This is a genomic window from Mangrovibrevibacter kandeliae, assembly GCF_024519155.1.
Lineage (GTDB): Bacteria > Pseudomonadota > Alphaproteobacteria > Rhizobiales > Rhizobiaceae > Mangrovibrevibacter > Mangrovibrevibacter kandeliae.
Genome location: NZ_JANIFJ010000001.1, coordinates 349,146 through 369,818, shown reverse-complemented (window position 1 = coordinate 369,818; position 20,673 = coordinate 349,146). Strand labels below are relative to the sequence as shown.

Sequence of the window (20,673 nt, the reverse complement as noted above, 5' to 3'; positions counted from 1 at the left end):
CGGCGCCCCCGTTGCCGGAAGAGGTCTAAGGGAACCGTTAAGGCGTCGTGGGTAGGCTCAGTGACCCTCGGAGCCGCCGATGTCCCTTCGCAGCCGCCTCGCCTGTATCTTCGCAGCCCTCGCCATCGCCTCGATCGCCGTCACGAGCTTCTTCGCGCGCGAGATGGCAATGGATGCCCTGCACAACGCCGCGCAGCGACAGCTGTCGCAGGCCGCGCAGCTGATGAGCGAGCGGCTGGCGATCCACATGTCGGAGCGGCTGAACGACATCGTCATGACGAGTGCGCTGTGGGAACGGCTTCCCGCCGCGGATCAGACGGTCCGGCGATCCTATCTCGACGATCTCAAGGCAACGACGGCCAACTATGCGTGGATCGGCCTCGCCGACCTGACCGGTCATGTCGTCGTCGCCTCCGGCGGCATTCTGGAAGGCGCCGACGTATCGGCGCGGCCATGGTTCGACGCAGGCCAGCGTGGCCCCGCAGCCCTCGACGTTCACGAGGCCAAGCTGCTGGCGCGATACGTGCCGTCGACCGACGGGGAGCCCGTCCGCTTCGTCGACGTGACCGCGCCCGTGCACGGTGCGTCGGGCGCGGTTGACGGCGTCCTCGCCGCTCATCTCAGCTGGAACTGGGCCGCGGAGGTCCGCCACGACATCCTGTCGACGCTGGCCGACCTCGCTCAGTCGGACCTGATGGTGGTGTCCGCGAACGGCGAGGTTCTTCTCGGACCGCACTCGCTCCTCGGCAAGACGTTCGTCACGCCGGATCCGGCCCTCGAGCTGTCCGCCACCGCACACGTCCCGTCGATGGGCGCCTTCGGCGGTCTCGGCTGGACGGTCGTCGCGCGTCAGCCCGTGGATGCAGCGCTGGCGCCGATGGCCTGGCTCGACCACGCGCTCCTCGGTGCGGTCCTCGTTCTGACGCTGCTGGCCGCGCTCGCCGGCTGGCGAATCGCCGGCTGGATCGCCCGGCCGCTGACGCTTCTCGCCGCCAGCGCCGAGGCGGTGCGTGCCGGAGCGGCCATCGAGAGCCTGCCGACGGGCCGCTTCCGGGAGGCCCGGCAACTGTCGAATGCGGTCGCCTCCGCCTTCTGCCGCCTGCGGCAGAGCGAGGCCGAACTGCGCTCCGTCAACGCCACGCTGGAGGACCGCGTCGCCCAGCGCACGCGCGAGCTGGAGGCGGCCCGCGCCCGCGCCGAGGCGGCCGCCACTGCCAAGAGCGACTTCCTGGCGACCATGAGCCATGAGCTGCGCAGCCCGCTGAACAGCATCATCGGCTTTGCCGACGTCATGCTGGACGCCGCGAATTTGCCGGCCGAGGCCGAACGGCGGCTGCGCCTGATCCGCACCTCCGGCGACGCGCTGAAGACCGTGGTGGACGACGTCCTCGACTGGTCCAAGGTCGAGGCCGGCAAGCTGCAGTTGCAGCCGCAGCCCTTCGACCTGCGCCGGCTGGCCGAGACCTCCCTCGCCATCGTCGGGGTGCAGGCCCAGGCCAAGGGCCTCACGCTGTCGGCCGACATCGATCCGGGCCTGCCGCTGCACGTGGCCGGCGACGAGGGACGGCTGCGTCAGGTGCTGCTCAACCTCCTCAACAACGCCGTGAAGTTCACGCCCGGCGGCAGCGTCACCCTCAGCCTGCGGCAAGGCGCGGGCGATGCGATCGTGGTGGCGGTCGTGGACACCGGCATCGGCATGACGGCCGAGCAGCGCGGCCGCCTGTTCCAGCGCTTTGCCCAGGCCGACGGCTCGATCGAGCGCCGCTTCGGCGGCACCGGCCTCGGCCTCGCCATCTCGCAGAAGCTGGTCAACCTGATGGGCGGCGAGATCACCGTGGCGAGCGAGCCGGACCGCGGCTCGTGCTTCTCCTTCGTGGTGGCGCTGCCCGCTGCCGCGCCGGCCGACGCGACGCCGGCGGCCGATGCACCGCCGGCCGCCGATGCCGCCAGCGCCGCGTCGCGCCACGGTCGCATCCTCGTGGTCGATGATCTTGCGGTGAACCGCGAGATTGCCGCGGCGATGCTCGAGATGGCGGGACACGACGTGGTCACCTGCGCCGGTGGCGCCGAGGCGCTGGAGCTGTTGCCCGCCGGGCGCTTCGACCTCGTCCTGATGGACGTGCAGATGCCGGAGATGGACGGGATCGAGGCGACGCGGCGGGTGCGCCAGCTGCCTGGCGCGGTGGCCCGGACCCCCGTGGTGGCCCTGACCGCCAACGTCATCCCGGAAGAGATCACCCGGTTCCGCGCGGGCGGCATGAACGATCACGTCGGCAAGCCGATCCAGCGCGAGGCCCTGCTTGCGGTGGTCGACCGCTGGCTCGGCCGCAACACCCCGGCGGTGCCAGAGGCGCCGGTGGATGCCGCCGCCTTCGACCGCAGGATCTTCTCCAATCTCCTCGCGCTGCTGGGTTCGGCGCGGGCGCTGCAGGCGCTCACGACGCTGGAGGCCAAGCTGACCGCGCTGACGGTGCCCGATGCGGCGCTCGCCGACCTCCGTCGTCTCGCCCACACGGTGGTGTCGCTCGCGGGCATTCTCGGCTTCAACAGCCTCTCGGCTGCCGCGCGACGGCTCGACGCCGCCGATGATGCGGCCGACGCCGATGCCGCGCTCCAGGCGCTGCGCGGAAGTGGGGTGGAGGCAGCGGCACAGATCGCAGCCCTCATCGCCGAACTGCGCGAGGCGGCGGGAGCCGGTGACGTGCCGGCGAAGCGCGTGGCCTGAGTCCTGAGTCTCGCTGCGGGCGTCTCGCGCGCAGCACTGCGGCGCCGCGCGCCCCGGCTCGCCAGGCCGGTCGGACGCCTGACGACCGCCTTCCCATCGCGCTCCAAAGATCCTACGGAACGGCCGAGGAGGCCGGCCGCACGTCCGACGCTGCGACCGATGCGATCCGCAGGAAGGATCAGGGGAGATGCGCGTTCTTCTTACCGGCTCGTCCGGCTGGCTCGGTCGGCACCTCGCGCCGATGCTGCGCGAGGCCGGCCACGGCGTCGCCGGCCTCGACGTCGCACCGGGACAGGAGACGCAGGAGATCGGCAGCGTCGCCGATCGCGGCGTCGTCGACGCCGTCTTCGCCCGGCACGGCATCGAGGCCGTCATCCATGCCGGCGCGCTGCACAAGCCCGACATCGCCCGGTTCCCGCGCCAGGCCTTCGTCGACGTCAACGTCACCGGCACGCTGAACCTCCTGGAGGCGGCAACCGCGGCCGGCCACGACCGCTTCGTCTTCACCTCGACGACCTCGCTGATGATCACCCAGACCATCCGCGATGAGACCGCGGAGGCGGCCGTCTGGCTCGACGAAGAGTCCGGCCCGCTCGAGCCGCGCAACATCTACGGCGCGACCAAGCTCGCGGCCGAGCATCTCTGCCGGCTGTTTGCTGCTGACACGTCGCTTGCCTGCCTCGTGCTGCGCACCGCTCGCTTCTTCCCGGAGGAGGACGACACCGACCGCCGCCTGCCCGGCCTGAACCGCAAGGCCAACGAGTTCCTCAACCGCCGGCTGACGGTGGAGGACGCCGCGCGGGCGCACGTCCTTGCGCTGGAGAAGGCGCCGGCGCTCGGCTTCGACTGCTTCGTCCTCTCGGCGCCGACGCCGTTGCGGCGCGAGGAGGCCGCCGAACTGAGGCGCGATGCGCCTGCGGTGATCGCGCGGCACTTCCCGGACGCGCCAGCGCTCTACGCGCGCGCCGGCTGGTCGCTGCCGTCGAGCATCGGGCGGGTCTATGACGCGAGCCGTGCCGAGCGGGTGCTCGGCTTCCGCTGCGCGACAGATTATGCCGCCGTGCTCGGCGCCTTGCGGGACGGCTGCGCCCTGCCCTTTGCGCACGACGCGGACTACGCCTCGCCGGTGCTGGCAGGGATGGCCCGGTAGGCCGTCAGGACCACACGCAGGCGCGCCGACCGCGGGCCTACGCGCGAGGCATGACGACTGCGAGGGAGGGCGGAGGCGTCGGAGGAAGCAATCGAGCTTCTCCCCAATTCGTCATCCCGGCCTCCGAGCCGGGATCCATGCCAAGCCGCCGAAGCCGCCGACGCGACGGAGGGCGCGAGCGATGGCCATATACGGCACGTCTCATGGCCATATACGGCACGTCTCATCGACTGAACCGCAGAGGCATGGATCCCGGGTCAGGCCCGGGATGACGAGTGCTGAGGGCTGGGAGTCTGTGACTCATGCGCCAGACACGACAACTGCGAGGGAGAGCGGAGGCGTCGGAGGAAGCAATCGAGCTTCTCCCCAATTCGTCATTCCGGCCTCCGAGCCGGGATCCATGCCAAACCGCTGAAGCCGCCGATGCGCTGAAGGGAGAGCGTAACGTCAGATCTCCGGCACCGTACCACCAGCCGAACCGCAGAGGCATGGATCCCGGTTCAAGCCCGGGATGACGAGTGAGGTCCGCGAACACGCGGGTCTTCCGCCAGACATGACGCCTTCGGAAGCGCTGGCGTCGGAGGACGCCGAACCATCGCCCCCCAATTCGTCCTCCCGGCCCCTCCTCCCGTCGCAGGGCGGGAGGAGGCAGGCTCGGCCTCAGTCCAGCGTCTTCGCCTTGTCGGTGACCGCCGTCGTGTAGGCACCCTCCGGCGCCTTGGAGATGATCTTCTGCTCGGTCAGCATCGAGACGGTGCTGTCGTAGGTCTTGGGGTCCAGCGCGCCATCGCCGCCTTCGGTCAGCTTGTTGACCTCGGCCATCATGTGCTCCTCGTGCTCCTGGCTGATGGCGCCGGCGGTGTCGTTGTCCATGACGATCCCGACCGCCTCGTCGGGGTTCTCCCGGGCGTAGTCCCAGCCCTTCATCGAGGCCTTCACGAAGCGCGCCATCTTGTCGACGAAGGCCGGATCCTTGAGGTTCGGCTCCAGCGCGTAGAGCCCGTCCTCCAGCATCGCGGCACCCTCGTCGCTGTACTTGAAGACGGTGAGGTCCTCCGGCTTCACGCCGGCCTCCAGCACCTGCCAGTACTCGTTGTAGCTCATGGTGGAGATGCAGTCGGCCTGCTTCTGCAGGAGCGGATCGACATTGAAGGCCTGCTTCAGGACGGTGACGTCGCCGCCCTCCTGCGCATTGAGGCCGTTCTTCGACATGAAGGCGAAGAAGGGATACTCGTTGCCGTAGTACCAGACGCCGAGCGTCTTGCCCTTCATGTCGGCCGGCGTCGTGATGCCCGTGTCCTTGCGGCAGGTGAGCTGCAGGCCGCCCTTGACGAAGGGCTGGGCGATGTTGACGAGCGGCACCCCCTTTTCGCGCGCGACCAGCGCGGCGGCCATCCAGTCGACGATGACGTCGGCGCCGCCGCCGGCGATCACCTGCTCGGGCGCGATGTCCGGGCCGCCCGGCTTGATCGTGACGTCGAGCCCCTCGTCCTCGTAGAAGCCCTTGTCCTTGGCGACGAAGTAGCCGGCGAACTGGGCGTCGGCCACCCATTTCAGCTGCAGCGTCACGGAGTCGGCGGCGAGCGCCGGCGCCGTCATGGCGGTGGCGGCGGCGAGCGCGGCGGCAGCGAACAGACCTGTCTTCATCCCCTGAACTCCTTGTTGCGAACGAGCCGGCCTCACCGCTTGCGGTAGGACGGATGCCAGAAGGTCGAGAGCCGCTCGACCACGGATAGGAGGCCGTAGGAGAGCGAGCCGGCGAGCGCCGCGACCCAGATCTCCGCCCAGACCATGTCGGTGTTCATCCGGCCCATCTCGACCGAGATGCGAAACCCCATGCCGACGATCGGCGTGCCGAAGAATTCGGCCACGATCGCCCCGATCAGCGCAAGGGTGGAATTGATCTTCAGCGCGTTGAACACGAAGGGCAGCGCCGCCGGCAGCCGCAGCTTGACGAGCGTCGCGCCGTGGCCGGCGGCATAGGTGCGCATCAGGTCGCGCTCCATCGCGCCCGCCGCGTCGAGGCCGGCCAGCGTGTTCACCAGCATCGGGAAGAAGGTCATCACCACGACGACCGCCGCCTTGGACGGCCAGTCGAAGCCGAACCACATCACCATCACGGGTGCGATGCCCACCACCGGCAAGGCGGAGACGAGGTTGCCGATCGGCAGGAGGCCGCGCTTCAGGAAGGGCGAGCGGTCGACGAGGAGCGCGACGAGGAAGCCGGCGCCACAGCCGAGGACGTAACCGGCGAGCACCGCCTTCAGGAAGGTCTGGGCGAAGTCGGCCCAGAGGATCGGCAGCGAGGCGGCGAAGGTCGCGGCGATCTCGGACGGCGGCGGCAGCAGGATGCGCGGGACGGCGAGGCCGCGGGTGAGAAGTTCCCAGAGGAGGAGCAGCGTCAGGCCGAACAGCAGGGGAACGGCGACGTCGCGAATGCGCGCGGCGCTCCTCGCGCGAAGCGGCATCTCCGCAAGCTGCGCCGCGAGACGCCAGGCGGCCAGCCAGACGAGGAGGGTCAGCACCCAGAAGGCGGCGCCGAGCGCCCCGTTGCCGAGCCAGCCGAGCAGCACCGCCGCGCCGCCGACCGCGACCGCCGCGCTCAGCCAGGGTCTCCGGCGAACCGACAAAGCCGGCCCCGTCATGCCCGGCCTCCCGTCCGCCGCAGCACAATCTGCTCCGCTCGTCCGACGATCCAGACGAGCAGGCCCGCCATCACCGAGGCCGCGACCAGCGCCGCCCAGATCATCGCCGTCTGGCCGTAATAGGACCCGGCGAGGAGCCGCGCTCCGAGCCCTGCGACGGCGCCGGTCGGCAGCTCCGCCACGATGGCGCCGACCAGCGCGGCGGCAATCGCCACCTTCATCGAGGCGAAAAGGAAGGGCAGCGCCGCCGGCAGTCTGAGCTTGCCGAGGATCTGCGCGCGGCTGGCGCTGTAGGTGTGCATCAGGTCGAGATGCATGACGTCCGGCGAGCGCAGGCCCTTCAACATGCCGACGGTGACCGGGAAGAAGGACAGGTAGGTCGAGATCACCGCCTTCGGCAGCAGCCCGGTGATCTGCAGGTTACCGAGCACCACGATCACCATCGGCGCGACGGCGAGGATCGGCACGGTCTGCGAGGCGATGATCCAGGGCATCAGGCTCTTGTCGAGGACGCGCGAGTGGACGATGCCGACCGCCAGCAGGATGCCGAGTCCCGTGCCGATGGCAAAGCCGACAAGCGTCGAGGAGAGCGTCACCCAGGCGTGGAACAGCAGCGAGCGCGGCGAGGTCGGGCGGACGGTGGCGATCGAGGTCCAGAGCTCGACGGCGATCTGGTGCGGCGCCGGCAGCACCGGGCGCTTGGCCGACCAGGTGGCGAGGACGTGGTCGAGCCCCGTGTAGGGCGCGCCGGCCGAGACGAGCCGATCGCCCTCGGTCTGCCAGTTGAGGAGCACCGCCCCGGCGTACCAGACGAGGATCAGCACGGCGACGACGGCGAGGATCGGGAGCGCGCTGCTCTCGCCGAGGCGGCGCAGGACGCTGCGGCCGACGCCGCTGCCGGGCGCAGCGAGGGGCGGGTTCAGGGTCGCCAAGGTGGTGCCGCTCCCCTCATCCGGCCCTCCGGGCCATCGCTTCCCCGTCGGGGAGAAGACGCAGCCTGCGGTTCAGGCGCCCCTCCGTCGAGTGACAGATCTCTCGAAGTGCCCGAGCCGGCCTGGCAATCCGGCATCGCAGAACGGGGCGTCCTTCCTCTCCCCTCCGGAGAGAGGGTGGCGGCGGAGCCGCCGGGCGAAGGACTGTCCCGCCACGCCTCACTCATAGCTGTGCCCGGCCCGCAGGCCCTCGCGGACGCGGTGTGCGATGGCCAGGAACTCCGGCGTCTCGCGGATCTCCAGCGGCCGGTCGGGGCCGAGGTCGCAGTCGATGATCTCGTGGATGCGGCCCGGCCGCGGACTCATCACCACGATGCGCGTCGACAGGAACACCGCCTCCGGGATCGAGTGGGTGACGAAGATCACGGTCTTCTTCGTCTTCGCCCAGAGCTTCAGAAGTTCCGCGTTGAGATGGTCGCGCACGATCTCGTCGAGCGCGCCGAAGGGCTCGTCCATCAGCAGGAGGTCCGGGTCGAAGGCGAGCGCTCGGGCGATCGAAGCGCGCTGCTGCATGCCGCCGGACAGCTGCCAGGGATACTTCCTGCCGAAACCCGACAATCCGACGAGGTCGAGGAACGCCGCCACCCGCTCGCGCTGCTGGGCGCGCGGGTAGTCCATCACCTCCAGCGGCAGCGCGACGTTCTTCTCGATGGTGCGCCAGGGGTAGAGCGCCGCCGCCTGGAACACGTAGCCATAGGCCCGCGCCCGCCGTGCCTCGTCGGGGGTCATGCCGTTGACCGAGATGGTGCCGGAGGTCGGTGTCTCGAGGTCCGCTATGACGCGCAGGAGCGTGGTCTTGCCGCAGCCGGACGGGCCGATGAAGGAGACGAACTCGCCGCGCGAGACGGTGAGGTCGATGTCCTTCAGCGCCTGCACCGGCGCATCGCCGGTCTGGAAGATCAGGTTGAGGGCCGATGCGGAGATGACGGGAGACGGAGCAAGCGCACTCATTTGCATCGCGTAAGCGGACCCCACGTCGTGCCATCGGCAAAGTGGAGCGTGACCGTGCGCCCGGAGCGTTTCGCGCTCGCATGATCCTCCGTTGCGTCCTCCCCTTCGGCTTCACAGCTGAGCTTCAGGTCGAACGTGTCGGCACCCGTCGATTTCACGCCCTTGAGCTCGCAGTAGGAGGCCGCAGTGGTCACCCCCTCCCGGTCGAGCAGGAAAAACGTGTCGGAGCCGGACGATTCGCCCGTTTTCGCGTAAGCACAGCCGTCCTTGTCGCCGTAGGCGGCATCGGGGAAGGCCGGCGCAGCTGCGGCGGTCCCCGCCATCAAGCCGAGCAACGGAGCGGCGAGCGCCGCGCGCAGCAGGCTCACGTCAGACCCCGCTCGCCGGAATGCCAGAGCGCTCGACCTTGCGCGGCGCGACGAGCTCCTTCCACGTCGAGAGCGCCCGGTTGACCGGCGGGTTCGCCGGCCGCTCGACGAAGCGCCCGGTGCCGGTCTCGCTGAGCACCTCGCCGTCGCGATAGGCGACCTTGCCGCGCGACAGGGTGATCGCCGGCAGACCGGTGACCTCGATGCCCTCGAAGACGTTGTAGTCGATCGCCGACTTCTGGCTCTGCGCGGAGATGGTCTTCGTCGCCGACGGGTCGAAGATCACGAGGTCGGCGTCGGCGCCGGGCAGGATCGCGCCCTTCTTCGGGTAGACGTTGAGGATCTTGGCGATGTTGGTCGAGGTGACCGCGACGAACTCGTTCATGGTCAATCGGCCGGTGCGCACCCCTTTCGTCCAGAGGACCGGCAGACGGTCCTCGAGGCCACCGGTGCCGTTCGGGATCTTCCTGAAGTCGCCGATGCCGGTGCGCTTCTGCGCGGTGGTGAAGGCGCAGTGATCGGTCGCCACCACCTGCAGCGAGCCGGAGGCGAGGCCGGCCCAGAGCGAATCCTGGTGCGCCCGGTTGCGGAAGGGCGGGCTCATCACCCGGCGGGCCGAATAGTCCCAGTCGGGGTTGAAGTACTCGCTCTCGTCGAGCGTCAGGTGCTGCACCAGCGGCTCGCCGAAGACGCGCATCCCCTTCTGCCGCGCCCGGCGGATCGCCTCGTGCGCCTGCTCGCAGGAGACGTGGACGACGTAGAGCGGCACGCCGGCCTGGTCGGCGATCATGATCGCCCGGTTGGTCGCTTCGCCCTCCACCTCGGGCGGGCGCGAATAGGCGTGCCCTTCCGGACCGTCATTGCCCTCGGCCATCAGCTTGGCCTGCATCGCCGCGACGACGTCGCCGTTCTCGGCATGGACGAGCGGCAGGGCGCCGAGCTCCGCGCAGCGGTTGAACGAGGCGAACATCTCGTCGTCGTTCACCATCAGCGCGCCCTTGTAGGCCATGAAGTGCTTGAACGAGTTGATGCCGCGCTCGACCACGGTCTTCATCTCGTCGAACACCTGCTCGCCCCACCAGGTGATCGCCATGTGGAAGGAGTAGTCGGTGCGCGCCTTGCCGGCCTTCTGGTACCAGGTCTGCAGCGCATCGATCAGGCCCTGCCCCGGCGCCGGCAGGCAGAAGTCGACGGTCGTCGTGGTGCCGCCGGCCAGGGCTGCCGCGGTGCCGGTGTCGAAGTCGTCGGCCGAGAAGGTGCCCATGAAGGGCATCTCCATGTGGGTGTGCGGGTCGATGCCACCGGGCATCACGTAGGCGCCGGAGGCGTCGATGACCGCGTCGCCGGCAAGGTCCGGCCCGATCGCCGCGATGGTCTCGCCGTCGATCAGGATATCGGCCTTGTAGGTGAGGTCGGCGGTGACGATCGTGCCGCCTTTGATGACGAGGGTCATCGGAGGTTTCCTATGGCAGACAGTATGGCAGCGGCTTGCGTCAGCCCGAGAATGTTGATGATCCCGACCTCGACGCGATCGCGGTCAGACCGGTCGAGGCGACCGATGTGCGTCCCGATCTCCTTCGGCAAGGCAGCGCCCAACCGTTCCAGCATCGCCTCAGAGACCGCCCGCAACCCGTTCTCGGTCGTCGGTTCGATGCGAACCCGCAGCAGGGCCGCGTCGCGCAGGTCGCTCGTCAACGGGCAAACAATGATCGGGAGATCCGAGCGGATGAACTCGTCGGCTTTCAAAACGACCGCCGGACGTGGCTTCGCAACGTCGCCTCGGGTCGAGATCGTGTAGACGTCGCCGCGCTTCATGGCGCCTCGTCGTCCCAAAGATCTCCACGAACGTGTAGGGTCCAGTCGTCGATATCGGGATCGCGGCTGTCTGCATCGGCGGCGGCGGCCAGCTGCCGGGCCACTTCCGCCTTATAGGCTTCGCTCTCGCGATCGATGACCCACACCTCAAGCGCCCGCCAGCCCTTGGCCAGAAGATCCTGGCGCTGCTCCTCGGTCAGTTCGTTCGGCCGTCCCATGTCAGCCTCCTCGCGCGCCCTCGCTGCGTCAGAACCTTAAGCCACCACGCCCGCCGTCTCCACCACGGCGTGCAGCAGTACGTTGGCGCCGGCCGCAGCCCATTCGCGCGTGATCTCCTCGGCCTCGTTGTGGCTGAGGCCGTCGACGCAAGGGCACATCACCATCGCGGTCGGCGCGATGCGGTTGATCCAGCAGGCGTCGTGCCCCGCGCCGGAGACGACGTCGGTGTGCGTGTAGCCAAGCGTCTGGGCGGCCTTGCGCACGGCCGCCACGCAGCCGGGGTCGAAGGTCACGGGGTCGAAATGGCCGACCTCGTCGACCGAGGCGTCGATGTCGAGCGCTTCGGCGATGACGTCGATCCCGTCCTCGATGCGCTCGCGCATCGCGTCGAGGATCGCCTTGTCCGGCGAGCGGATGTCGATGGTGAAGACGCAGCGGCCCGGGATGATGTTGCGCGAGTTCGGGTAGACCTCGACATGGCCGATCGCGCCGACCGCGCTCGGCTGGAAGTCCATCGCCACCTCGTGCACCAGCTCGGTCACCCGCGCCATTCCGAGCCCGGCGTTGCGCCGCTTGTACATCGGGGTCGAGCCGGTGTGGCTCTCCTTGCCGGCGAGCGTCACCTGAAGCCAGTAGAGCCCCTGCCCGTGCGTGACGACGCCGATGTCGATCCCCTCGTCCTCGAGGATCGGCCCCTGCTCGATGTGCAGTTCGAACAGCGCCTTGATCGGCCGGTCGCGCCCGACCGGCTCGTCGCCCTCCCAGCCGATCCGCTTCAGCTCGTCGCCGAAGCGCTTGCCCTGCGCATCGACCTTGTCCTTCGCCCAGCCCTCCTCGTGGACGCCCGCGAAGACGCCGGAGGCGAGCATTGCCGGCGCGAAGCGAGTGCCCTCCTCGTTGGTCCAGTTCACGACCACGATCGGGTGCCGCGTCCTGACGTCGAGGTCGTTCAGCGTGCGCACGAGCTCCAGCCCGCCAAGGACGCCAAGCACGCCGTCATACTTGCCGCCGGTCGGCTGGGTATCGAGATGGCTGCCGACATAGACCGGCGGCAGGTCCGGCTCGGTGCCCTCGCGGCGGGCGAACATGTTGCCCATCGTGTCGACGGCCATCGTCAGGCCCGCCGCCTCGCACCAGCGCTTGAAGAGGTGGCGGCCCTCGCCGTCGGCATCGGTCAGCGTCTGGCGGTTGTTGCCGCCCGCGACGCCCGGGCCGATCTCGGCCATCTCCATCAGCGCGTCCCACAGCCGGTCGCCGTTGATCTGGAGGTTCGTGTCGAGGGGCATGCGAAAGTCCTTGGCTGGGTTCGTCTGGCTGCCGAGCGATGCGAATGCCGCGTGCGCCTGCGCTCAGCAACCGGGTCGGATCATTGCAAGGCCCTCAGAACGCCGCGCAGCGTGTCGACGATCTCGCCGATCTGGTCCTGCGAGATGATCAGCGGCGGCGACAGCGCGATGATGTCGCCGGTGGTGCGGATCAGGAGGCCGGCCTCGTAGGCCTTCAGGAAGGCCGAGAAGGCGCGCCTCGTCGGCTGGCCCGCCACCGGGTCGAGCTCGACCGCGCCGATCAGGCCGATGGTCCGGATGTCGATGACGTGCGGCTCGCCCTTCAGCGAATGGATCGCCTCCGCCCAGACGGGCTCCAGCGCCTTCGCCCGCTCGAACAGCCCTTCCTCCTTGTAGGTCTCGAGCGTCGCGAGACCTGCGGCCGCCGCGATCGGATTGCCGGAATAGGTGTAGCCGTGGGCGAACTCGATCAGGTGCTCCGGCCCGGTCATGAAGGCCTCGTAGATCGTGTCCTTCACGAACACCGCGCCCATCGGGATGACGCCGTTGGTCAGACCCTTGGCGGTGACGATGATGTCCGGCGTCACGCCGAAATAGTCGGCCGCGAAGGCCGCGCCCATGCGCCCGTAGCCGGTGATCACCTCGTCGAAGATCAGGAGGATGCCGTGCTGGTCGCAGATCTCGCGCAGGCGCTTGAGATAGCCCTTCGGCGGCGGCAGCACGCCGGTCGAACCCGCGACCGGCTCGACGATGACCGCGGCGATGGTCGAGGGGTCGTGCAACGTCGCGATGCGCAGGAGGTCGTCGGCGAGTTCGACGCCGTGCTCGGTCTCGCCCTGCGTATAGCCGTTGCGGACCGGGTCGTGCGTGTGGCGCATGTGGTCGACGCCGGTGAGGAGCGTCCCGAACATCTTGCGGTTGCCGACGATGCCACCGACCGAGATGCCGCCGAAATTGACGCCGTGATAGCCGCGCTCGCGCCCGATCAGCCGGAAGCGCGAGCCCTCGCCCTTCACCCGCTGGTAGGCGAGCGCGATCTTCAGCGCAGTCTCGACCGATTCCGAGCCGGAGTTGGTGAAGAAGACGTGGTCGAGCCCGGACGGCGCCAGCGCGGCGAGCTTTGCCGCCAGCTCGAAGGCCTTCGGGTGGCCCATCTGGAAGGCCGGCGCATAGTCGAGCTCTCCGGCCTGCTGCGCGATCGCCTCCGTGATCTTCGGCCGGCAGTGCCCGGCATTGACGCACCAGAGGCCCGCCGTCCCGTCGAGCACGTCGCGACCGTCAGCGGTGCGGTAGTGCATGTCCTTGGCGCCGACGAACATGCGCGGCGCCTGCTTGAACTGCCGGTTCGCCGAGAACGGCATCCAGAAGGCGTCGAGGTTGTTGGCGATGGGTGTCGTGACGTTCATGAAGGTCCGCCGCTGGCGTGTCCGGCTCAAGCCGGACCACTGGCCCGAACGCTATGGGCTGGCCCGTAAGCGGTCAAGCAGAGCTGCCGAACATTCGCGCAGCTACCGTGGGCGCGCAGGGGATAGGCATGAACCGCGGGCCGTTCGACTTCGACCACGTCGGCAGAGGCTGCATCCTCCGGCAGCGCGTGCTCTTGTTCTCGAAGGACACCCGAATTGTCGCGGGCGTCTGCATTGCGAGAAGCCGAAGGGCGGCGCCCGCTCCGGCAGAACGATCTGGGGTGGCCACGTCCCGCGCTAGTTCGCGCGCTTCGGATAGATCTGGCGCGGCGGTATCCGGTGATGGATCGCCGCGACCGCCACCAGCAGGACACCGCCGGCAAGAACGGCTTCGACGAGGGTCGTCGGTGGCATGGCCGTCGTCACTGCCACGATGGGCACGGCACCCGCCGGTGGATGGGTGAGCCGCAGCAGCGACATCAGCGCGATCGCCGCACCGACGCCGATGGCGGCCGCCCACCAGACGGGTGGAAACACGAGCGCCACCGCAAGCCCTGCCGCCAGCCCGACGCAGTAGCCGCCGATCGTGTTCGCCGGCTGCGCCAGCGGACTCTGAGGCTGCGCGAACAGCAGGACGGCGGAGGCCCCGAAGGGCGCGAGAAGAAACGGCATGCCCGTGGCCGCAGCCAGTCCGCCGGCAGAACCGATGCCGAGGAGACCGCCGACCCCCGCCTTCAAACTGACGGCGAGGTCGATGGCTTCCGGCTCGTGGCGGATGATGAAGTGGCGGATGTGACGGAGCATGACTGATCAAAGAGAAGGCTGAACGCCCAATTATTGATCATCAAGCCCGCTCCCGCAACGAACGAGGATCTCGCGCCTCGCCTTCACGGAGATGGTTATTCCTCCGCGACCCTCTCCGGCCGGACTGCTGCGCCTCCGCGCCATCAATCCCTCGCCGGATTGCCTCGCCGGCCGCGCTGCGCCAGTTTGCACCCGGGCGCCGCAACGGTCGCGATGCGACCCGGGAGGGAACCGATGGCCAAGCTGCTCGTGCTCTACAAGACGCCGACCGACGCGTCGGCGTTCGACGCCTACTACACCGAGACGCATATCCCGCTCGCCAAGGCCATCCCCGGCCTGCGCAGCTACGAGGTCAGCCGCGGTGCCGTGGCGAGCCCGGCCGGTGAAAGCGGCGTTCACCTCGTCGCCATCCTCACCTTCGACAGCCTGTCCGATCTCGAGGCCGGACTGGGCTCGCCGCAAGGCCAGGCGGCGGCCGGCGACCTGCCCAAGTTCGCGACGGGCGGCGCCGAGTTGCTGATGTTCGAGACGCAGGACGCCTGAGGTCGGCCATCCAGCGAACGCCGGCGCCCGAAGTGGCCCGTCTCGCCTTACTCCGCCGCGTCGGGCAGCGTCACCGGCTCGGGCGCGAATTGCTGCTTCTCACGCGCCATCGGGTTGTTCGGGTGGGCCGTCCAGTTGCCGTAGCCATCCGGGATCGGCTTGCCGGTGCGCGGATCGACGCCGGCGATCCGCTCCATCGTGATGCAGTCCTCCACGGGGCAGACATTGACGCAGAGATTGCAGCCGACGCACTCTTCGTCGATCACCTCGAAGCGGCGGACGCCGTTCACCTCACGGGTGATCGCCTGATGCGAGGTGTCCTCGCAGGCGATGTGGCAGCGCCCGCAGGAAATGCACGTCTCCTGGTCGATCCGCGCCTTGGTGACGTAATTGAGGTTGAGGTACTGCCAGTCGGTGACGTTCGGCGCCGCCCGGCCGCGGAAGTCCTCGATCGTGCGATACCCCTTTTCGTCCATCCAGTCGGAGAGGCCGGAGGCCATCTCCCGCACGATCTTGAAGCCGTAGGTCATCGCCGCGGTGCAGACCTGCACGGTGCCGCAGCCGAGCGCGATGAACTCGGCTGCGTCGCGCCAGGTGGTGATGCCGCCGATGCCGGAGATCGGGATGCCGCGCGTCTCGGCGTCACGGGCGATCTCGGCAACCATGTTCAAGGCGATCGGCTTCACCGCCGGGCCGCAATAGCCGCCGTGGCTGCCCTTGCCGTCGATGGTCGGCGTCGGTGCGAAGCTGTCGAGGTCGATCGACATGATGGAGGAGATGGTGTTGATCAGCGACACCGCGTCGGCGCCCCCGCGCTTCGCCGCCCGCGCGGGATAGCGGATGTCGGTGATGTTGGGCGTCAGCTTGACGATCACCGGCAGGCGCGCGTGCTGCTTGCACCAGCGCGCGACCATCTCGATGTATTCCGGCACCTGTCCGACGGCCGAGCCCATGCCGCGCTCGCTCATGCCGTGCGGGCAGCCGAAGTTCAGTTCCACGCCGTCAGCGCCGGTCTCCTCGACGAGCGTCAGGATCTTCTGCCAGGGTGCCTCCTCGCATGGCACCATCAGCGAGACGATCATCGCCCGGTCCGGCCAGTTGCGCTTGACCCGCGCGATCTCCTCGAGGTTCGTGTCCAGCGCCCGATCGGTGATCAGCTCGATGTTGTTGAGGCCGATGAGCCGGCGGTCCGGCCCGTGGATCGCCCCGTAGCGCGGGCCGTTGACGTTGACGACGGGCGGATCCTCGCCGAGCGTCTTCCACACGACACCGCCCCAGCCGGCCTCGAAGGCCCGCTGGACGTTGTATTCCTTGTCGGTCGGCGGCGCCGAGGCGAGCCAGAACGGGTTCGGCGAGGCTATACCGAGGAAGCTTGTGGTGAGGTCGGCCATTCGTCTGTCTTCCTCTTCAACACGTCATTGGAGCCTACGCCGGGCGATGCTATGCCTCCACGGTCGATCGACCGAAGAAAGGTGGCCGAAATGTCGCGCGAATTCCGGTTCCTGATCACCTTGCAACCCGAGCCCGAAGGCGGCTTCACGGTGCGGGTCCCGGCGCTGCCCGAGGTCGTCACGTGCGGCGACACGTATGACGAGGCATTGGCCAATGCGCGCGAGGCCATCGAAGGGGTTCTCGAACTCTACAAAGAGCAGGGCTGGACTATTCCATCCGATCAGGAGACCCGTGTCGATCACCTGACGGTCGCGGCCTGAACGGTGTCGCCGCGCGTGCTGCCTGCAGTCTCGGGCCGCAGGACGGTGCGAGCCCTTGAGAAGGCCGGCTTCGTTGTCGACCGCATCAAGGGCAGTCATCATATTCTGCTCCATCCCGGCAGGGCCAAAAGCGCGGTCAGCGTGCCCGTGCATGGCAACAGAGAACTGCCACGGGGCACACTGTCCGGGATCATGGAGCAAGCGGGGCTCTCCATCGACGAGTTCATCCAGTTGCTTCGGTAGCCATACACCCGGGGCGCAATCACGCCCGGAAGGTCACTACCGGCCCGCCACGCCCCGTACCGCCGCTATGGCCTCACCGACCAACTCTCCCGCCGTCGCCAGCACGCCCTTCGGCGCGGTCAGCGCCGCGTGGATGCTGAGCGCCGCGATCTTGCCGTCCTCGACAGCGACCACCGTCAGGTCGTCGCCCACCGAGATGCAGTCGCCGCCGGCCCACACGCCCCTGAGGCTGGTGCGGCGCTCGGCATCGACCCGGATCCGCCCGCGCTCGAAATCGATGCCCTCGCCCTCGCCCGACACGCCGTCGGCAAGGAAGCTCTGGCCGATCGCCTTGAACACCTGGTCGGCCTCGATCAGCACGATCTCGCCGGTGCCGGCGAGCCGGCCGTCCGCGCCGGTCGCCGTGCGCTCCAGCTCGATGCCCGTGACCTGTCCGGAATGGGCAAGGACGCGCTTCGGCTGCAGGTGCGTGCGGATCGCGACGCCGCGCGACAGCGCCAGGTCCTGCTCGTAGGCCGAGGCGTTCATCGCCTCGCGGCCGCGCCGGTAGGCGATCGTCACCTCCTCGGCCCCGAGTGCTTTGGCCTGCACCGCGGCATCCACCGCGGTCATGCCGCCGCCGATCACCACCACCCGCCGGCCAACGGGCAGAGCCCCCAGCTCCATCGTCTGGCGCAGCTCGGCAATCCAGGCGACCGCGTCGCGGCTGCCGCCGTGCTGCTCGCCCTCGGCGCCCAGCGCATTCACCCCGGCGAGCCCCAGCCCGAGGAAGACCGCGTCGTAGTCGGCCCGGAGATCATCGAGATGGATGTCGCGCCCGAGCGCCTTGCCGGTCTCGAGCGCGATGCCGCCGATCTTCAGGATCCAGTCCACCTCGCGCGCCGCGAAACGCTCGGTCGCCTTGTAGGCGGCGATGCCGTACTCGTTGAGGCCGCCGGCCTTGTCGCGCGCATCGTAGAGCGTCACCTCGTGGCCGAGCATCGCCAGACGATGGGCGCAGGCGAGGCCCGCCGGTCCGGCCCCGACGACGGCGACGCTCTTGCCGGTCGGCGCGGCGCGGGTGAAGGGGTGGATCCCGGGCTCGATCAGCCGATCCGTGGCATAGCGCTGCAGGAGGCCGATCTTCACGGGCTTGCCCTCGGCGGCCTCGCGCACGCAGGCCTCCTCGCAGAGCACCTCGGTTGGGCAGACGCGGGCGCACATGCCGCCCAGAATGTTCGCCTGGAAGATGGTCTTGGCCGCGCCCTTCGGGTTGCCGGCCTGGATCTCGCGGATGAAGAGCGGGATGTCGATCGAGGTCGGGCAGGCCTGCATGCACGGCGCGTCGAAGCAGAAGTAGCAGCGGTCGGCCTCGACCAGCGCCTCGTGCGGCTCAAGCGGCGGATGAATGTCGGAGAAGTTCTTGGCGAGGAGATCCGGGTCGAGCCGCGCGGCCGCGATGTCGGGCTGGTGCGGGCGGATCTCGTTCATGCGGACGACCTCCATGTCCGATCCGGACAGAGGCTAACGAACGGCCCGGATCACCTGTTTAGAATGATCCGAGTTTCCGACGATCGTCAAATGGGTGCGCGCGATCGATCCAATCGGCGCGAGGCACTGCACGCGTCGGTCCGGCGGCCGGCGGCGTGAACGCCAATGGCGACCCGGCCGGCGCTGAGGGGATCAGCGGGACGCCATGTTGCGCGGCAGGTCTTCCGGGAAGAACACGGGCCCGACGATGCGATAGCCCTGTGCCGTGCGCCGGATCGGCTCGCCCGGCTGGACAGGTGCGGCTGCTGCCATGCCGAGATCGCTCGGGCGCGGCGTCGGCACCGGCACCGCGGCCTGTCCGCGCGTCACGCCGAGGGACGCGAGCGCCGACGGCGCCGCCGGCGACAGCTCCGCGACCACCATGGATGCGCCGCTGGCCGCCGCGTCCTGCGCCTGCACCGGGATTGCCGTGAGCGCGAGCAAAGCCGCGCCCGCGAGGACTTTCGCCGCAAAAGCCATCATTCTCTCCGCCGAGATCTTGAATTTGCTTCAAGAAGTCAGGAGCGGCCGATGAGTTCCACAGACGCACCGATCGTTTGCCTGGCCGCGTCTGCCCATCGTGAACGAGACGTCGACGCGACGCCGGCAATTCAACGCGACGTGGAGGTGGCGAAGGCCCGGTTCCAGGCGTCGAGGCTGGCGATCTTGTAGGCCTCGGCGAGCGTCGGATAGTTGAAGGTGTTCTCCATGAAATAGTCGATCGTGCCCTTCAGGTTCAGCACGGCTTGGCCGATGTGGATCAGCTCGGTCGCCCCCTCCCCGACGATGTGGACGCCGAGCAGGCGGGCGGTCTTCTTGGAGAAGATCATCTTCATCATGCCGGTCTCGAGCCCCATGATGTGGCCGCGCGAGGTCTCGCGGAAGCGGGCGATGCCGCACTCGTAGGGAATGCCGCGCTTCTTCACCTCCTCCTCGCTCATCCCGACCGTGGAGATCTCCGGCACCGAGTAGATGCCATAGGGAAAATATTCCGGCGGCGGCACCGGCTGCAGTCCGAAGGCGTGGCAGGCGGCGAGCCGGCCCTGCTCCATCGAGGTCGAGGCCAGACTCGGGAAGCCGATGACGTCGCCGGCGGCGTAGATGTGCGGGACCTTGGTCTGCAGCGTCTGCGGGTCGACCTCGACGCGGCCGCGCTTGTCGGCCTCCAGGCCCGCCGCGGCGAGGTTCAGCGTGTCGGTCTCGCCGACGCGGCCGGCCGCGAACATCAGCACCTCGCTGACGACGTCCCGGCCGCTGGCGATGCGGCAGACGGGCCGGCCGTGATCGTCGAACTCGATGCCGGTCACCTCCGAGCCGAGCCGCAGCGACATGTTGCGGTCGCGCAGCTCGTGGGTGAACTCCTCGATCAGCTCCCGGTCGACGAAGTCGAGGAAGGTCGGGCGCGGCTCGACCAGCGTCACCGACACGTCGAGCGCCGAAAAGATCGTGGCGTATTCGACGCCGATGACGCCCGCGCCGATCACCGTCAGGCTGCGCGGCAGCTTCGGCATCGCCAGGATCTCGTCGCTGTCGAAGACATTGGTGCCGTTGAAGGGGATGTGCGCCGGGCGGTAGGGCCGCGTTCCGCAGGCGATCAGCACGAAGCGGGCACTGTGCACCTGCTCCTCGCCGCCCTCGGCCTCGATGCGGACATGGGTCGGATCGACGAAGGACGCCTGTCCGACCGCCGTGCGCACGCGGTTGCGGGCGAACTGGTGGTCGAGCACGTCGACCTCGTGGTCGAGCGTCTTGGTCATCCGCTCCTGAAGGTCGGCGGCCGAGATGTCCTGCTTGACCCGGTAGGCCCGGCCGTAGAAGCCGCGCTCGCGCCAGCCCGAGAGGTTGAGCACCGTCTCGCGCATGGTCTTCGACGGGATCGTGCCGGTGTGGACCGACACGCCGCCGACCCGGTGGCGCTTGTCGACGACGAGCACCTTCTTGTCGAGCTTGGCGGCCTGAATGGCGGCCCGCCGGCCCGACGGACCGCTGCCGATGACGATGAGATCGAAGTCAGCCACGACGCTTCCCCGCGAGATGATCGTCCCGCTTTAGCGGGGGGAGATTGTGCGAGGCAGACCAGGGGGATGGGTTCGAGGAGCGAAGGCCTTAGGCTCAAGGCCTGATCAGGTGGATTGTGCTGCGGCTACAGCCGGCGGAAGATCATTATCGAACTCCCGCCATAACGCAGTTCATTTCGCGCTCAAGTCCGTACGCGCTCAGCTCCGTAATCAAGGAAACAATCATCCACTCCGGTTTGCGAGCTCCAAATTTCTGCACACGGCCGGAGAAGATTGCTTGCGTTCAA

The 20,673-nt window shown here is 68.8% G+C and carries 20 protein-coding genes; 5 read left to right on the top strand and 15 right to left on the bottom strand.

The features are described 5' to 3' along the window. Positions 1–79 precede the first annotated feature (79 nt). Together NPA30_RS01730 and NPA30_RS01725 are read left to right on the top strand one after the other, a co-directional pair. Positions 80–2,725 carry a hybrid sensor histidine kinase/response regulator gene (locus NPA30_RS01730; RefSeq protein WP_256800603.1) on the top strand — a complete coding sequence of 882 codons (2,646 nt, stop codon included), beginning with the start codon at positions 80–82 and terminating at the stop codon, positions 2,723–2,725. Between the two features lie 187 nt (positions 2,726–2,912). Beyond that, positions 2,913–3,875, top strand: coding sequence for an NAD-dependent epimerase/dehydratase family protein (locus NPA30_RS01725; RefSeq protein WP_256800602.1), 963 nt, complete (start codon positions 2,913–2,915; stop codon positions 3,873–3,875). A gap of 660 nt (positions 3,876–4,535) precedes the next feature. Here NPA30_RS01725 and NPA30_RS01720 read toward each other — a convergent pair. From NPA30_RS01720 to NPA30_RS01670, 11 genes are all read right to left on the bottom strand, one after another. Next, positions 4,536–5,522 carry an ABC transporter substrate-binding protein gene (locus tag NPA30_RS01720; protein ID WP_256800601.1) on the bottom strand — a complete coding sequence of 329 codons (987 nt, stop codon included), beginning with the start codon at positions 5,520–5,522 and terminating at the stop codon, positions 4,536–4,538. Positions 5,523–5,554: 32 nt separating this feature from the next. Further along, complete coding sequence (locus NPA30_RS01715; RefSeq protein ID WP_256800600.1) at positions 5,555–6,520, bottom strand: ABC transporter permease; 966 nt, start codon at positions 6,518–6,520, stop codon at positions 5,555–5,557. Further along, positions 6,517–7,452 (bottom strand): ABC transporter permease, encoded by a 936-nt coding sequence (locus NPA30_RS01710; RefSeq protein WP_372338724.1) that lies wholly within the window; start codon positions 7,450–7,452, stop codon positions 6,517–6,519. Before NPA30_RS01710 ends, NPA30_RS01715 begins: the two co-directional genes overlap by 4 nt. A gap of 219 nt (positions 7,453–7,671) precedes the next feature. Beyond that, positions 7,672–8,463, bottom strand: coding sequence for an ABC transporter ATP-binding protein (locus NPA30_RS01705; RefSeq protein ID WP_256800599.1), 792 nt, complete (start codon positions 8,461–8,463; stop codon positions 7,672–7,674). After that, the gene (locus NPA30_RS01700; protein ID WP_256800598.1) at positions 8,460–8,831 is read right to left on the bottom strand and encodes a hypothetical protein; all 372 of its coding nucleotides are present in this window, start codon (positions 8,829–8,831) and stop codon (positions 8,460–8,462) included. Before NPA30_RS01700 ends, NPA30_RS01705 begins: the two co-directional genes overlap by 4 nt. A gap of 1 nt (position 8,832) precedes the next feature. Next, positions 8,833–10,284: a dihydropyrimidinase gene (hydA, locus tag NPA30_RS01695; protein WP_256800597.1), complete on the bottom strand. Its 1,452-nt coding sequence runs from the start codon at positions 10,282–10,284 to the stop codon at positions 8,833–8,835. Further along, positions 10,281–10,646: a type II toxin-antitoxin system PemK/MazF family toxin gene (locus tag NPA30_RS01690; protein ID WP_256800596.1), complete on the bottom strand. Its 366-nt coding sequence runs from the start codon at positions 10,644–10,646 to the stop codon at positions 10,281–10,283. The genes hydA and NPA30_RS01690 overlap by 4 nt, the downstream gene beginning before the upstream one ends. After that, the gene (locus NPA30_RS01685; protein WP_256800595.1) at positions 10,643–10,864 is read right to left on the bottom strand and encodes an antitoxin MazE-like protein; all 222 of its coding nucleotides are present in this window, start codon (positions 10,862–10,864) and stop codon (positions 10,643–10,645) included. The genes NPA30_RS01690 and NPA30_RS01685 overlap by 4 nt, the downstream gene beginning before the upstream one ends. A 36-nt stretch (positions 10,865–10,900) precedes the next feature. Then, positions 10,901–12,151: a Zn-dependent hydrolase gene (locus NPA30_RS01680; protein ID WP_256800594.1), complete on the bottom strand. Its 1,251-nt coding sequence runs from the start codon at positions 12,149–12,151 to the stop codon at positions 10,901–10,903. An 80-nt stretch (positions 12,152–12,231) separates the two neighbouring features. Continuing rightward, the gene (locus NPA30_RS01675; protein ID WP_256800593.1) at positions 12,232–13,557 is read right to left on the bottom strand and encodes an aspartate aminotransferase family protein; all 1,326 of its coding nucleotides are present in this window, start codon (positions 13,555–13,557) and stop codon (positions 12,232–12,234) included. A gap of 297 nt (positions 13,558–13,854) precedes the next feature. Continuing rightward, the gene (locus NPA30_RS01670) at positions 13,855–14,361 is read right to left on the bottom strand and encodes an HPP family protein (protein WP_256800592.1); all 507 of its coding nucleotides are present in this window, start codon (positions 14,359–14,361) and stop codon (positions 13,855–13,857) included. A 234-nt stretch (positions 14,362–14,595) separates the two neighbouring features. Between NPA30_RS01670 and NPA30_RS01665 the strand changes: the two genes are divergently transcribed. Further along, positions 14,596–14,904: an EthD family reductase gene (locus tag NPA30_RS01665; RefSeq protein WP_256800591.1), complete on the top strand. Its 309-nt coding sequence runs from the start codon at positions 14,596–14,598 to the stop codon at positions 14,902–14,904. A gap of 47 nt (positions 14,905–14,951) precedes the next feature. Here NPA30_RS01665 and preA read toward each other — a convergent pair whose 3' ends face one another. Continuing rightward, a complete protein-coding gene (preA, locus tag NPA30_RS01660) occupies positions 14,952–16,295 on the bottom strand; it encodes an NAD-dependent dihydropyrimidine dehydrogenase subunit PreA (RefSeq protein WP_256800590.1) in 1,344 nt (447 codons plus the stop codon). Between the two features lie 90 nt (positions 16,296–16,385). Here preA and NPA30_RS01655 point away from each other — a divergent pair, with 90 nt between their 5' ends. Together NPA30_RS01655 and NPA30_RS01650 are read left to right on the top strand one after the other, a co-directional pair. Next, positions 16,386–16,616 carry a type II toxin-antitoxin system HicB family antitoxin gene (locus tag NPA30_RS01655; protein WP_256800589.1) on the top strand — a complete coding sequence of 77 codons (231 nt, stop codon included), beginning with the start codon at positions 16,386–16,388 and terminating at the stop codon, positions 16,614–16,616. A gap of 3 nt (positions 16,617–16,619) precedes the next feature. Further along, positions 16,620–16,859 (top strand): type II toxin-antitoxin system HicA family toxin, encoded by a 240-nt coding sequence (locus NPA30_RS01650; protein WP_372338723.1) that lies wholly within the window; start codon positions 16,620–16,622, stop codon positions 16,857–16,859. 36 nt (positions 16,860–16,895) lie between these two features. Here NPA30_RS01650 and NPA30_RS01645 read toward each other — a convergent pair whose 3' ends face one another. The 3 genes from NPA30_RS01645 to sthA all read right to left on the bottom strand — a co-directional run bounded on the left by NPA30_RS01645 (position 16,896) and on the right by sthA (position 20,386). Next, positions 16,896–18,329 carry an NAD(P)-dependent oxidoreductase gene (locus NPA30_RS01645; protein ID WP_256800588.1) on the bottom strand — a complete coding sequence of 478 codons (1,434 nt, stop codon included), beginning with the start codon at positions 18,327–18,329 and terminating at the stop codon, positions 16,896–16,898. A gap of 192 nt (positions 18,330–18,521) precedes the next feature. Further along, complete coding sequence (locus NPA30_RS01640; protein WP_256800587.1) at positions 18,522–18,848, bottom strand: hypothetical protein; 327 nt, start codon at positions 18,846–18,848, stop codon at positions 18,522–18,524. Positions 18,849–18,979: 131 nt separating this feature from the next. Then, positions 18,980–20,386: a Si-specific NAD(P)(+) transhydrogenase gene (gene sthA, locus NPA30_RS01635; RefSeq protein ID WP_256800586.1), complete on the bottom strand. Its 1,407-nt coding sequence runs from the start codon at positions 20,384–20,386 to the stop codon at positions 18,980–18,982. Positions 20,387–20,673: the final 287 nt, after the last annotated feature.